The organism is Paracoccus sp. J39, assembly GCF_000518925.1.
Taxonomy (GTDB): domain Bacteria; phylum Pseudomonadota; class Alphaproteobacteria; order Rhodobacterales; family Rhodobacteraceae; genus Paracoccus.
The window spans coordinates 154,211-167,425 of record NZ_JAEN01000003.1 but is presented as its reverse complement, the minus strand read 5'-3'; the positions used below and the strand labels follow the sequence as shown (position 1 = coordinate 167,425).

13 protein-coding genes are annotated in these 13,215 nt (G+C 68.3%); 11 read left to right on the top strand and 2 right to left on the bottom strand.

Going from position 1 to position 13,215, the window contains the following annotated elements; translation table 11 throughout:
• Positions 1-44 precede the first annotated feature (44 nt).
• The 7 genes from L632_RS0104225 to L632_RS0104195 all read left to right on the top strand — a co-directional run bounded on the left by L632_RS0104225 (position 45) and on the right by L632_RS0104195 (position 7,333).
• Complete coding sequence (locus L632_RS0104225; RefSeq protein ID WP_028711688.1) at positions 45-698, top strand: YggS family pyridoxal phosphate-dependent enzyme; 654 nt, start codon at positions 45-47, stop codon at positions 696-698.
• 167 nt (positions 699-865) lie between these two features.
• Complete coding sequence (locus L632_RS0104220) at positions 866-1,711, top strand: calcium-binding protein (RefSeq protein ID WP_232215657.1); 846 nt, start codon at positions 866-868, stop codon at positions 1,709-1,711.
• Between the two features lie 153 nt (positions 1,712-1,864).
• Positions 1,865-2,134, top strand: a complete 270-nt coding sequence (rpsO, locus tag L632_RS0104215) for a 30S ribosomal protein S15 (protein ID WP_028711686.1) — start codon at positions 1,865-1,867, stop codon at positions 2,132-2,134.
• A 216-nt stretch (positions 2,135-2,350) separates the two neighbouring features.
• Positions 2,351-2,980 (top strand): hypothetical protein, encoded by a 630-nt coding sequence (locus L632_RS23445; RefSeq protein ID WP_051416138.1) that lies wholly within the window; start codon positions 2,351-2,353, stop codon positions 2,978-2,980.
• Positions 2,981-3,440: 460 nt separating this feature from the next.
• Complete coding sequence (gene pnp, locus L632_RS0104205) at positions 3,441-5,585, top strand: polyribonucleotide nucleotidyltransferase (protein ID WP_028711685.1); 2,145 nt, start codon at positions 3,441-3,443, stop codon at positions 5,583-5,585.
• 93 nt (positions 5,586-5,678) lie between these two features.
• Positions 5,679-6,428 (top strand): hypothetical protein, encoded by a 750-nt coding sequence (locus L632_RS0104200; RefSeq protein WP_028716401.1) that lies wholly within the window; start codon positions 5,679-5,681, stop codon positions 6,426-6,428.
• 116 nt (positions 6,429-6,544) lie between these two features.
• Positions 6,545-7,333, top strand: a complete 789-nt coding sequence (locus tag L632_RS0104195; RefSeq protein WP_036697295.1) for a hypothetical protein — start codon at positions 6,545-6,547, stop codon at positions 7,331-7,333.
• Between the two features lie 86 nt (positions 7,334-7,419).
• On the opposite strand, the gene L632_RS0104190 is transcribed toward L632_RS0104195, so the two are convergent.
• On the bottom strand, positions 7,420-8,076 hold the full coding sequence (locus tag L632_RS0104190) for a peroxiredoxin (RefSeq protein ID WP_028711682.1): 657 nt from the start codon (positions 8,074-8,076) through the stop codon (positions 7,420-7,422).
• Between the two features lie 161 nt (positions 8,077-8,237).
• Here L632_RS0104190 and L632_RS0104185 point away from each other — a divergent pair, with 161 nt between their 5' ends.
• From L632_RS0104185 to L632_RS0104170, 4 genes are all read left to right on the top strand, one after another.
• Positions 8,238-9,689, top strand: coding sequence for an aldehyde dehydrogenase family protein (locus L632_RS0104185; protein WP_028711681.1), 1,452 nt, complete (start codon positions 8,238-8,240; stop codon positions 9,687-9,689).
• Between the two features lie 100 nt (positions 9,690-9,789).
• Entirely contained in the window at positions 9,790-10,527 is a 738-nt protein-coding gene (locus tag L632_RS0104180) for an SDR family oxidoreductase (protein WP_028711680.1), read from the top strand.
• Positions 10,527-11,471: a 2-hydroxyacid dehydrogenase gene (locus L632_RS0104175; protein WP_028711679.1), complete on the top strand. Its 945-nt coding sequence runs from the start codon at positions 10,527-10,529 to the stop codon at positions 11,469-11,471. The genes L632_RS0104180 and L632_RS0104175 overlap by 1 nt, the downstream gene beginning before the upstream one ends.
• A gap of 19 nt (positions 11,472-11,490) precedes the next feature.
• Positions 11,491-12,336, top strand: coding sequence for an ureidoglycolate lyase (locus L632_RS0104170; protein ID WP_028716399.1), 846 nt, complete (start codon positions 11,491-11,493; stop codon positions 12,334-12,336).
• A 137-nt stretch (positions 12,337-12,473) separates the two neighbouring features.
• Here L632_RS0104170 and L632_RS0104165 read toward each other — a convergent pair whose 3' ends face one another.
• Positions 12,474-13,199, bottom strand: coding sequence for a GntR family transcriptional regulator (locus L632_RS0104165; RefSeq protein WP_028711677.1), 726 nt, complete (start codon positions 13,197-13,199; stop codon positions 12,474-12,476).
• Positions 13,200-13,215 lie beyond the last annotated feature (16 nt).

Below are 13,215 nucleotides of genomic sequence, written 5' to 3'. Positions count from 1 at the left end.
AGCGGGCCTTGCGCCCGCTCTTTTCTTTTGGGATGCATGCCGCCATGGGACTGGATGAGATCAGGCGCCGCGTCGCTGCGGCCGAGGCGGCTGCGGGGCGTGCGGCGGGCGAGGTCACGCTGATCGCCGTCAGCAAGGTGCAGCCGGCCGAAAGGGTCGAGGCGGTGCTTGCCGCCGGACAGCGCGTCTTCGGCGAGAACTATGTGCAGGAGGCGGCCGGGAAATGGCCGGCCTGGCGCCAGCGTTTTCCGGGGATCGAGCTGCACATGATCGGTCCGCTGCAGACCAACAAGCTGAAACCGGCGCTGGAGCTTTTCGACGCCATCCACACGCTGGACCGCCCTTCGCTGGCCGGCAAGCTGGCCCGGCACGTGCAGCAGCGCGGCCGCTGTCCGCAGCTTTTCGTTCAGGTGAACACCGGTGCCGAACCGCAGAAGGCCGGCGTCCTGCCGGACGAGGCGGACAGCTTCGTCGCCCAATGCCGGGCGCTGGACCTGACGCTGGCGGGGCTGATGTGCATCCCGCCCGAGGATCAGGACCCGGTGCCGCATTTCCGCATCCTGCGCGAGATCGCCCGCCGCAACGGCCTCTCGGGCTTGTCGATGGGCATGAGCGGCGATTTCGAGGCCGCCATCGCCGAGGGGGCCAGCCATGTCCGCATCGGCAGCGCGATCTTCGGCGCCCGCGACTACGGCTAGGGCCGGGCAGGGCGCGTTAACCCTCTCTTTACATTGGGGATGCGGTGGCGACCGCGACGGGTTATGTTGCCCGTCAGGGTTGTGTGATTCGTTTGGACCTTGTCATGTTGTTGCTTGGTAGTTTGATCAGTTTGCTGTTTGTCGGTTTGGCCGTGGACGTGACCGCGATGACCCGCTCGCCCGGGGGCGAGGGTGAACCCGATCCGCCCGAGGACCCCGATCCCGACCGGCCCGGCGGCCTGGTTCTTGAAGGCAGCGAGGGGCCGGACTGGCTGGCCGGAACCGATGGCGACGACCTGCTGGTCGGCCATGGCGGCAATGACGACCTGCATGGCGGTCCGGGCAATGACACGCTGCGCGGCGGCGACGGCACCGACTGGATCTATGGCGATGGCGATTACGGCCCGGGCGGCGACGATCTGATCGAGGGCGGCGCGGGCGGCGATTTCCTGGCCGGGCAGGGCGGCAACGACACCGTGCATGGCGGCCCCGGCAACGACACCCTCTTCGGCGGCGAGGGCGACGACCTGCTGACCGGCGGCGACGGGGACGACTGGATCTCGGGCAATGCCGGCAACGACACGCTGGTCGCCGGGCGCGGCGAGGACGACCTGGACGGGGGTGATGGCGACGACCTGCTGATCGGCTCGGCCCATCCCGACCGGGCCTGGCTGCATGGCGGCGCGGGCAACGACACGCTGCATCCCGGCATCGGCGATTTCGCCGAGGGCGGCGAGGGCGAGGATCTGTTCCTGCTCGACGCTCTGGGCGAGGAGTTGCAGGTCCCCGGCGAGCAGGTGCCGATCATCGCCGATTTCGACGCGCTTCAGGACCGGATCGAGCTGCGCTATCAGGAAGCCGGCCATGGCGCGCCGCCGCTGCTTACGCTGGAACGCGATGCCGACGGCTCGGCCATGATCCGCCTGGACGGGGTGGCGGTGGGCCGGGTGCTGCAGGTGGCCGGGCTGCGCGCCGCCGATATCGCCCTGACCCGGATCGACCCCGGCGCCTGATACGCCGCCGGGACCGGAAAGCCCTTTCCTTTTCGGCCGATTCCGCCTATACGCCCGCATCCGCCGGATCATTCCGGCGGGTATCTCCACGGGCCTGCGCTGGACGACATCCCGGCCTGAGCCATAACCCCTTGTTTCTGAAAGGAGCCCCCGATGTCGATTACGGTTGAGGAAAAGAATCGCGTGATGACCGAATTCGCGACCAAGAAGGGCGACACCGGCTCGCCCGAGGTCCAGGTCGCCATCCTGTCCTCGCGCATCGCCACGCTGACCGAGCATTTCAAGACCCACAAGAAAGACAACCATTCGCGTCGCGGTCTGCTGAAGCTGGTCGCGCAGCGCCGCAAGCTGCTGGACTATCTGAAGCGCAAGGACGAAGCCCGCTACACCGCGCTGATCGGCAAGCTGGGCCTGCGCCGCTGATCCTTGGCGGCTTTTTTCGGCTGCGCTGAAGCGCGCCTGCCATGCGTCACCGGGCGCCCGCGGCGAAAGCTGCGGGCGTTTGCATGTCCGGAAGGGCCGCGCCTGCCGATTCGCGGGCAGGTCAGCTGGCCGTCAATTAAAATCCAAGAAACTGAATTCTGGATTCTTAACGCCCGGCGTCTACCGTGGGATCCGTTTACCAGACGGAGACTTGTCATGTTAATCAGCTCGCTGTTCAAACCCCCGCCCCTGCAGACAGCCGCCGCGCAGCCATCCCTGTTGCAGGGCGTGGTGAATACCGTGGACACGCTTGTCGGGTCGCTTCTGGAGCCGGCGCCGGCACCTTCGTCGGCAGCGGGATCGGCCGGCGAGGGCGGGGTTCGCTTCGATTTCTCGCAAGAGGCCATGCAGGCCGCATCCGCCGCGCCGGAAGCGGCGTCCGCGCCGGTTGCGAATCCGGCGGCCCCTGCTGCAGCGCAGCCGGCTGCGCCAGCCGATGCGGACGTGCCCGCCGCTGCCACCCCCGCGGCGGCGCCGGTGATCGCCGAGGCCGCCAGCGGGACCGCGGCGGCCCCGGCGCTGACGGTGCCGGTGGGCGCGGCGGCGAAGGCCGAAATCCCGGCGCCCGCCGCCTCGGCCGTCCGGACGGCGGCGGCGGCCGTCGATGCCGACCCCGATGCCGAGGCGCTGGCCCGTGCTTGGGCGATCAGGGCGCTGGCCCGCGAAAGCGCGCAGGGCGTGATCGACCGCCTCGTTTCTCGGGATAGCCGACCCTGGCCGACGGATGTGGTCAGCGACAGCGCCGTCCGGAACGAGGCCCGGCCGGAGACCTTGGCCAAGCTCTGATCCTCTGGGCCGGGCCGAGCTGCGGGCGGTACCGATCCGCTGCCGCCCGCTTCGATTCGCTGCGAAAGGACAGGCGCGGCGGCCCGATGCGCGGCGGGACGGCCCGCCCGGCGGGGGACGACGAAAAGGTCCCGCCACTTCGCCGGCCCATGCGGCAGTGGTGCTGCGAACCGGGCGGGCCGGCGCGGCTGACGGGATCCTTCGAGGCTGCGCCGGCGGCGGCGGGTCAGGGTGCGGTCGGCCGGCAGCCCGGGGACGATGGCGGAACGGACAAGCCGCGCGCCGGTCCGGCAGGCGCAAGCCACTTCCCATATCCCTTGTTTTCCTGTATGGGGCGTCCCCATCTGTGACGTGACGCCAGGCCCCGGGGCACATGCGAAGGATAGGGGCGGCGGCAATGGGGCCGCCATTTGACACGGGGCGCGACCGGAAGGGCCGGCGCGTCGCCAGAGGAAACCAGATGTTTGATGAAGTGAAGAAATCCATCCAGTGGGGCCAGGAAACGCTCACGCTGGAAACGGGCAAGGTTGCCCGTCAGGCCGACGGCTCGGTCATCGCCACCCTGGGCGAGACCAGCGTGATGGCCAACGTCACTTTCGCGAAAGAACCCAAGCCCGGTCAGGACTTCTTCCCCCTGACGGTGCATTATCAGGAAAAATACTACGCCGCCGGCAAGATCCCGGGCGGCTTCTTCAAGCGCGAGGCCCGTCCCTCGGAAAAGGAGACGCTGACCGCGCGCCTGATCGACCGGCCGATCCGCCCGCTTTTCGTCCCCGGCTTCAAGCATGAAGTGCTGGTGATGTGCACGGTGCTGAGCCATGACCTGGTCAACGATCCCGACATCGTGGCGATGATCGCCGCCTCGGCCGCGCTGACCATTTCGGGCGTGCCCTTCATGGGCCCGATCGGCGCCGCCCGCGTCGGTTTCGCCAATGGCGAATATGTGCTGAATCCCGAAGTGCAGGACATGGATCAGCTGCGCTCGAACCCCGAGCAGCGGCTGGACCTGGTCGTCGCCGGCACCCGCGACGCGGTGATGATGGTCGAATCGGAAGCCTATGAGCTGACCGAGGCCGAGATGCTGGGCGCGGTGAAATTCGGCCACGAGGCGATGCAGCCGGTGATCGACCTGATCATCGACCTGGCCGAGGCGGCCGCGAAAGAGCCCTTCGAGTTCCAGGCGCCGGATTACAGCGTGCTCTATGCCCGCGTGAAATCGCTGGGCGAGGCGGATATGCGCGCCGCCTACGCGATCCGCGACAAGGGCGAGCGCCGCGACGCCATCGAGGCCGCCAAGGCCAAGGTCCTTGAGGGCCTGTCCGAGGAAGAGCTGCTGGATCCCAACCTGGGCTCGGCGCTGAAGAAGCTGGAATCGGGCATCCTGCGCGGCGGCATCATCGACGGCCATCCGCGCATCGACGGCCGCGACACCCGCACCGTGCGCCCCATCGACTGCGAGGTGGGCTTCCTGCCCCGCACCCACGGCTCGGCGCTGTTCACCCGCGGCGAGACCCAGGCGCTGGTCGTGACCACGCTGGGCACCGGCGATGACGAGCAGATCATCGACGCGCTGCACGGCAACTCGCGCTCGAACTTCCTGCTGCACTACAACTTCCCGCCCTATTCGGTGGGCGAGGTGGGCCGCGTCGGCAGCCCCGGCCGTCGCGAGATCGGCCACGGCAAGCTGGCCTGGCGGGCGCTGCAGGCGGTGCTGCCGGCCGCGACCGACTTCCCCTATACCATCCGCGTGGTCAGCGAGATCACCGAGTCGAACGGCTCGTCCTCGATGGCCTCGGTCTGCGGCGGCTCGCTGTCGATGATGGATGCGGGCGTGCCGCTGAAGGCGCCGGTCGCCGGCGTCGCCATGGGCCTGATCCTGGAAGAGGACGGCCGCTGGGCGGTGCTGACCGACATCCTGGGCGACGAGGATCACCTCGGCGACATGGACTTCAAGGTCGCCGGCACCGAAAACGGCATCACCTCGCTGCAGATGGACATCAAGGTCGCGGGCATCACCCCGGCGATCATGGAGCAGGCGCTGGCGCAGGCCAAGGACGGCCGGATGCACATCCTGGGCGAGATGGCGAAGGCCCTGACCGAGGGCCGGCGCGAGTTCAGCGCCCATGCCCCGCGCATCGAGACCATGACCATCCCGACCGACAAGATCCGCGAAGTGATCGGCTCGGGCGGCAAGGTGATCCGCGAGATCGTCGAGACCTCGGGCGCGAAAGTCGATATCAGCGACGACGGCACCATCAAGATCGCCTCGGCCAATGCCGATTCGATCAAGAAGGCCTATGACATGATCTATTCGATCGTGGCCGAGCCGGAAGAGGGCAAGATCTACACCGGCAAGGTGGTGAAGCTGGTCGATTTCGGCGCCTTCGTGAACTTCTTCGGCAAGCGCGACGGTCTGGTGCATGTCAGCCAGATCGCCAACAAGCGCCTGAACCACCCCAACGAGGTGCTGAAGGAGGGCCAGGAGGTCAAGGTCAAGCTGCTGGGCTTCGACGACCGCGGCAAGGTGCGCCTGGGCATGAAGATGGTCGACCAGGAAACCGGCGAGGAGATCAGCCAGGCCAAGGAAGAACCGGCCGAAGGCTGATTTTCGAGACATCAGAGGAACCCGGCGCCGTCCGGGTTCCTTCTACTGAGATACCGGCCGGACGGGTTTGATCCTGCCGGCGGAGACGGGCGGATGGTCAGGCGCAAGAAATCGAGGTTCGAGCGTTTCTTCTCGCTGAACCAGCACCGCAAGCGCTGGGGCGCGCGGCGGCATATCGTCGCTGATCCCGATCTGGCCGCGATGCGGGACCGGATCATCGAGGCCGGCGAGCCGGTGCAGACCCATGGATCGGAAAAGTCGCTCGACCTGCATCTGGCGAATCTGAGGCGCGAGTTTTCCGGACAGGCGGAGCTTCTTTTCCATCATGCCTCTCTGATCGTCCTGATCCGCCGCGAGGTGCGGCTGGCCGAAAACATCGCGCAGTTCGAAGGGCTTTGGGCGCAGGAGGCGGAGTTCCTGTGCCGGCACCTGAACCTGCGCTGGCTGATCTCTGCGGCGGACACGCTTGCCGACCATGCCCGCGATCCGCAAGCCCGGTCGATTGCGATGATGGCCTCGCTTCTGGGCAATACCGTCAAGATCGGTGAATCCGATCGCTATATCCATGGCGCAGAGGCGCTGACCCCGCTGCCCGAGCGGATCGAGGGGCTTCAGGCCGGCATGGTTCCGCTTTTCGACGGGCTGTCGGTTTTCAAGGCGGGCACCGATGACATGCTCCGCAACATGTATTGGCGGCTGGAGCCTTACTTCGCCACCGGTCCTGCGGGCATGATCTTCAAGACGATCTATGACCGGATGCAGATCCATGACACGGCCTTCGCCCGGCTGCGTGCGCTTCACCATCGTGACCGCACCAGCTGGTGGGAGAGCCGCGAAACCTGAAGAGAGCAGGCGGGATTGCTCGCCCCATCGGCAAGCCATGAAAGGCCGTCGCCGGCCCGCGCTTGCCAGACCGGCTCGGACCGGAGCAAGCTATCCACAAACAGCGAGATCTGAACATGAACGGCGAGTCCGTCCTGATCCTGACGATGAAATGGGGCGCACTCTACAGTGCGGCGGATGTCAACCTGCTGGCCGCGCAGGTGCGTCGCCACCTGAACCGGCCGAATCGCTTCATCTGCTTCACGGATGATGCAGAGGGGCTTGCACCCGGGATCGAGGCCCTGCCGCTGCCCGAGCTGGGCTTGCCGGCGGGAAGTTCCGACACGCGATGGCGCAAGCTGGCCCTGTTTCGCCGCGATCTGGGGGGACTTTCGGGGACCGCCCTGTTCCTCGATCTGGATCTGGTGATCGTCGGCGACCTGGCTCCGTTCTTTGATTATCCGGGCGAGGTGCCGATCATCCGCGATGACGACCTGTTCCGCCCCAAGCCCTTGCGCCGCCTGCGCCCCGCCCGCGACCGCTTCCTGCATATGGTCGGCAATACCTCGGTCTTTCGCTTTACCATCGGCGCGCATCCCGAGGTGCTGGACAGCTACCTGGCCGATCCCGCCGGCGCCTCGGCCCGCTACGAGCATGAACAGCAGATGGTCAGCGATCTGCTGGACCGGCAGGGCAAGCTGACATATTGGCCGCGCGGCTGGTGCGTCAGCTTCAAGAATGACTGCGTGCCGCGGAATTTCGCCAGCTATTGGCGCGACCCCAGCCTGCCCGAAGGTGCGAAGATCGTGCTGTTTGCCGGCGCGCCCAAGATGGGGGAGGTCTTTGCCGGCCGGGGGCATAAATTCTATCGCCGAATCGGCAATATCGACTGGCTGCGCCGGGCATGGGAAGACCGCGATCCTTGACGCATTCCGCTGCTGCGCATATCGGCCGCGCCACGGGCGCGGCCGAGGGCTCTGTCGGTCTCCGCTCGGACCGGTTCGAACCCGCCCTACGCCGGGTCCTTGGCGAAGCGCAGATAGGGCAGTTTCTTGTCGAGCTGGCCGTATTTCGCCTCGGCCGCCGCGTCGTCCAGCGCCAGCGCCACGATCACGTCCTGGCCCGGGACCCAGTTCGCGGGCGTGGCCAGCGGCACGCCGTCGGTCTTTTGCACCGCGTCCAGCGCCCGCAGGATCTCGGCGAAGTTGCGGCCCACCGACATCGGATAGGTCATCGTCAGCCGCACCTTCTTGTCCGGCCCGATGATGAAGACGGTGCGCACCGTGGCGGAATGCTGCGGCGTGCGGCCCTCGGTCGGCAGGTAGTAGTCGGCCGGCAGCATGTCATAGGCCTTGGCGACCGTCAGGTCGGTGTCGTCGATGATGGCGAAATTCGCCGGGACGCCGGCGACTTTCTCGATATCGGCCTTCCATTTGCCATGGTCCTCGGCCGAATCGACCGAGACGCCCAGCACCTTGGTGTTGCGCTTCTCGAATTCGGGGATCAGCTGGGCCATGGTGCCGAATTCGGTGGTGCAAACCGGCGTGAAGTCGCGCGGATGCGAGAACAGGATGGCATAGCTGTCGCCGATCCAGTCGTGGAAGCTGATCGGGCCCTCTGTCGAATTGGCGGTGAAGTCCGGGGCCGTGTCGTTGATGCGCAGGGACATTGCAGGTCCTTTCCATTGGCTCTTTCGCGTCAAGATAGTCATGTGCGGCGGATTGTCCAACACGATCTTTTCAGTCGTGTTAAAATCGCGCTCGGCTGCGGGTTGCGGCCCGGCCGTCCGGGTGCCAGTCTGCCGGCAATCGCAGATCAGAGGAGGCTGTCATGGGCGGACTTGCCGACAAGCGGAAATTCTACATCAACGGGCAATGGGTCGCGCCGGCCGCGCCGCGCGACCTCGAGGTGATCGACCCCTCGACCGAGGAGCCGGTGGCGGTGATCAGCCTGGGCGATCAGGCCGATACCGATGCGGCGGTGGCGGCGGCCAAGGCGGCTTTCCCCGCCTGGTCCGAGACCGCGCCGGCCGAGAGGCTGGCCCATGTCGAGAAGATCCTGGAAATCTACAAGCGCCGCGCCCCCGACATGGCCGCCGCCATCACCGCCGAGATGGGCGCGCCGCAGGACATGTCGCTGAACGACCAGACCGCGGCCGGCAGCTATCACATCGAGACCTTCATCGAGGCCTTCAAGGGTTTCGAATTCATCCGCCCGCTGCGCCCGGACACCCCGACCAGCATGGTCGCATGGGAGCCGGTGGGCGTCGTCGGGCTGATCACGCCCTGGAACTGGCCGATGAACCAGGTGACGCTGAAGGTGATCCCGGCGCTGCTGGCCGGCAATACCGTTGTGCTGAAGCCCAGCGAGATCGCGCCGCTGTCCTCGGTCGTCTTCACCGAGATCGTGGAGGAGGCCGGGCTGCCGCCGGGCGTCTACAACATGGTGAACGGCGACGGCGCGGGCGTGGGCACGCAGCTTTCGGTGCATCCCGACGTGGACATGATCAGCTTCACCGGCTCGACCCGCGCCGGCATCGCCATCACCAAGGCCGCGGCCGACACGGTCAAGAAGGTGGTGCTGGAACTGGGCGGCAAGGGCGCGAACCTGGTCTTTGCCGATGCCGACGACAAGGCGGTGACGCGCGGGGCGCGGCATGTGTTTTACAACTCGGGGCAAAGCTGCAACGCGCCGACGCGGATGCTGGTCGAGCGGTCCTTCTACGAGACCGCCGTCGAGCAGGCCCGCAAGGTGGCCGAAGAGACCGCGGTGGCAAGCGCCCACCAGCCCGGCCGCCATATCGGCCCGGTGGTCAGCAAGCAGCAATGGGACAAGATCCAGGGCCTGATCCAGGCGGGCATCGACGAGGGCGCCCGGCTGGTCGCCGGCGGTCCCGGCCTGCCCGAGGGCGTCAATCGCGGCTATTTCGTGCGCCCGACGGTCTTTGCCGACGTCACCAACGACATGACCATCGCCCGGCAGGAGATCTTCGGCCCGGTCCTGTCGATCATCCCCTTCGACAGCGAGGAAGAGGCGGTCGGGATCGCCAACGACACCGTCTATGGCCTGACCAACTACGTCCAGACCCAGGACGGCGCCCGGCGCAACCGGCTGGCGCGCAAGCTGCGCGCCGGCATGGTCGAGATGAACGGGCAGTCGCGGGCCAGGGGCTCGGCCTTCGGCGGCGTGAAGGCCTCGGGTCGCGCGCGCGAGGGTGGCGTCTGGGGGCTCGAGGAGTTCATGGACAGCAAGCAGATCAGCGGCTGGGACCCGGAAGCCTGATCCCTTCGGGCGACCATCGGGGGCCGTCCCTTGGGCCGGCCCTTTTCCTTGCCGGGTGTTGCCGCTAGCATCCCGCCGCGAGAGGCGAGGGGGGCATGCGATGAAGACGATCCTGATCACCGGCGGCGGCAGCGGCATCGGCCGGCTGACCGCCCGTCGGTTCCTTCAGGCCGGCTGGCGGGTCGGGCTGGTCGGCCGGCGCGAGGCGGCGCTGGCCGAGACCGCGGACGGCCATCCGCAGGCGCTGGTGCTGCCCTGCGACGTGACCGTGCCCGAGGCGGTCGATGCGGCCTTTGCCCGCGCCGCGGCCGAATGGGGCCGGCTGGACGTGCTGTTCAACAATGCCGGCGCCATCCTGATTTCGCGCCTGATCGACGAGATTTCCTGGGAAGAGTGGCAGGGCGTGGCGCGGGTGAACATCGACGGCATGTTCCTGTGTGCCCGCGCCGCCTTCCGGCAGATGCGCCGCCAGCAGCCGATGGGCGGGCGGATCATCAACAACGGCTCGATCGCGGCCGAGGCGCCGCGCCCCGGCTCGGTGCCCTATACGGTGTCGAAGCACGCGGTGACCGGGCTGACGCGCACGCTGGCGCTGGACGGGCGGCCCTATAACATCGCCTGCGGCCAGATCAACGCCGGCAATGCCGCGACCGAGATGATCTCGGCCGTGGGGACGGTGGGCGCGCCGCAGGCCGACGGCTCGATCAGGACCGAGCCGCTGATGGATGCCGCGACGGTGGCCGAGGCGGTGCTGCACATGGCCAGCCTGCCCGAGGGCGCCAACGTGCTGCACATGACGGTCATGGCGACCAACATGCCCTTCGTGGGGAGGGGCTGATGAACACGGTCCTGGCGGTCGGTCCCTATTCCGACAGCGATGAGGCGGCGCTGCGCGATGCGTTCGCGGCGGTGCAGGTTGCGGATCTGGCGGCGCTGCGCGACCTGCCGGCCGAGGAACGCGCCGGGATCCGGGCCATGGCCTTTTGCGGGCACGAGGCGCTGGACGGCGCGGCGATGGACCTGCTGCCGGGGCTGGAGGTGATCGCGAATTACGGCGTCGGCTATGACGCCATCGATATCGACGCTGCCACGGCCCGCGGCATCGTGGTGACCAACACCCCCGATGTGCTGAACGACGACGTGGCTGATCTGGCGGTGGCGCTGCTGCTGGCCGAGGCGCGGCGGATCGTGCCGGCCGAAGCCTGGCTGCGCGCCGGGCATTGGGCCGAGGGCGGTGAGTTTCCGCTGGCGCGCAAGCTGACCGGGCGGCGCGTCGGCATCCTGGGCCTGGGCCGCATCGGGCGCGAGATCGCCGCGCGGCTGGCGGCGTTCAAATGCGAGATTCATTATTTCTCGCGCCAGCCGAAACAGGCGCCGGGATGGGTCTGGCACGACAGTCCGCTGGCCCTGGCGGAGGCGGTGCAGGACCTGGTGGTCTCGACCGTGGGCGGAGAGCAGACGCGGGGGCTGGTCGACGCCCAGGTGATCGCCGCGCTGGGGCCGGACGGGGTGATCGTGAACATCTCGCGCGGCTCGGTGATCGACGAGGAGGCGCTGATCGCCGCCCTGGAGCAAGGGCGGCTGCGCGGCGCCGGTCTGGACGTGTTCCGGGGCGAGCCGCGGGTCGATCCGCGGCTGGTGGCGCTGGGCAATGCGGTGCTGCTGCCGCATGTCGGCTCGGCCACCGTCGAGACTCGGGCGGCGATGGGCGCGTTGCAGCGGCAGAACCTGCGCGCGGTGCTGGACGGCCGGCCTGCGGTCACGCCGGTCAACCGGCTTTGAACAAGCGAAAGGACGAGGGATGAAACTTTTGCGCTATGGCCCGGCGGGCCGGGAAAAGCCGGGGCTGTTGGACGGCGAGGGCCGGATCCGCGACCTGTCGGCCCATGTCGCCGACATCGCCTGCGAGGCGCTGGGTCCCGAGGGGCTGGCGCGGATCGCGGCGCTGGACCTGGACGGGCTGCCCATCGTCTCGGGCCTGCCTCGGCTGGGGCCCTGCGTGGGTCAGGTGCCGAAATTCGTCGCCATCGGGCTGAACTATGCCGATCACGCCGCCGAGGCCGGGCTGCCGGTGCCGGCCGAGCCGGTGGTGTTCAACAAATGGACCAGCTGCATCAGCGGGCCGGACGACGACGTGCTGATCCCGCCCGGCGCGCAGAAGACCGACTGGGAGGTCGAGCTGGGCGTGGTCATCGGATCGCGCGCCAGCCAGGTTTCCGAGGCGGCGGCGCTGGAGCATGTCGCGGGCTATTGCGTGGTCAACGATGTCAGCGAGCGCGAATGGCAGGCCGAGCGCGGCGGCACCTGGGACAAGGGCAAGGGCTTCGACACTTTCGGGCCGATCGGCCCCTGGCTTGTCACCCGCGACGAGGTGCCCGACCCGCAGGCGCTGGAGCTGTGGCTGGAGGTGGACGGCCAGCGCCGCCAGCAGGGCTCGACCGCGACGATGATCTTCGGCGTGGCCGAGCTGGTCGCCTATTGCTCGCGGCTGATGACGCTGATGCCGGGGGATGTGATCACCACCGGCACGCCGCCCGGCGTCGGCATGGGCGCGCGGCCGCCGGTCTTCCTGAAGGGCGGCGAGGTGATGCGGCTGGGCATCGAGGGGCTGGGCGAGCAGCGCCAGAGGGTGCGGCGCAGCGACTGACGGCGCGGCCGCCCGGAGTATTTGGGAAACGGTGAAAGCGCCGCCGCGCCATTCCGGTCGCGGCGCGGCTGTCTTGGATATCCCGAGGTTGCGGGGGACCGGCGCCGGATGATGGGGTCTCGGCCGGGGCGGCGCCTTCAGGCTTCGGTGGCGAGCGTGTCGACGAGCGAATCGGTGCGGGTGAAGTAGTCGGGCGACAGCTGCAGCACGCCCTGCAGGTCCAGCAGCACCCGGCGCAGGTGCTGGCGGATCGCCCTCTCGGCCCGGTCGGCGTCCTGGGCGGCGATGGCCTCGGCCACGGCGTGATGCTGGGCCAGCATCGTGTCCCTGGGCGTCATCGCGGTCAGCAGGTGGCGGGCGCGGTCCAGGTGCATCTTGACCTGCTGCAGGTGGTTCCAGACCATGGCCTTGCCGGCGATCGCGGCCAGGGTGGCGTGGAATTCCTCGTCCAGCTGGGCCAGGGCGGCCGGGTCGGTTTCGGCTTCCTGCCGGGAGATCTGGGCAAAGAGCGCGCGATGATCCTGCGGCTGCGCCCGCGCCGCGGCCAGGCGCACGATGTCGGATTCGACCGATTCGCGGATGAAGCGGGTGCAAAGCACCCAGTCCATGTCGATGCGGGTGACGAAAGTGCCGCGCTGCGGCCGGACCTCCAGCAGGCCCTCGCCGGCCAGGCGGATGAAAGCCTCGCGCACCGGCTGGCGCGACAGCGTGTATTGGTCGGCGATCTCCTGTTCGGAGAGGCGGGTGCCGGGCGGCAGTTCGCCGCGGATGATGCGCTGGCGCAGCCGCGCGTGCAGTTGCGCCGCGAAGGGCGTCTGCGCCGGCGGGCCGGCGGCAAGGGGCTGGGTCGATGCGGGGTCCATGAATCCTCCCTGACCC